The organism is Delftia sp. ASV31 (assembly GCF_016428765.1).
Lineage (GTDB): Bacteria > Pseudomonadota > Gammaproteobacteria > Burkholderiales > Burkholderiaceae_C > Comamonas > Comamonas acidovorans.
Map to the genome: position 1 here is coordinate 1 of NZ_JAELTK010000350.1, position 252 is coordinate 252.

General features: G+C 73.0%; 1 protein-coding gene. It reads right to left on the reverse strand.

What is annotated here, in order from left to right:
* A partial coding sequence (locus JHD82_RS29770; protein ID WP_199140523.1) for an ATP-binding cassette domain-containing protein occupies window positions 1–124 on the reverse strand: 124 nt, incomplete at its 3' end.
* Window positions 125–252: the final 128 nt, after the last annotated feature.

Genomic DNA, 252 nt, shown 5'->3' on the forward strand with positions numbered 1-252 from the left:
CCAGGGCGCGCAGCAGCGTGGATTTCCCGGCGCCATTGGGGCCGACGATGGCGGTCCAGCGGCCGGCGGGCAGGGCCAGGCTCAGGCCGCCCAGGACTTGTCGATCGCCCAGGCGAACCTTCAGGGCTGTCTCTTATACACATCTCCGAGCCCACGAGACGCTGACGTTGATCGCGTATGCCGTCTTCTGCTTGAAAAGGGGGGGGGGGGGGGGGGGGGGGGGGGGGGGGGGGGGGGGGGGGGGGGGGGGGG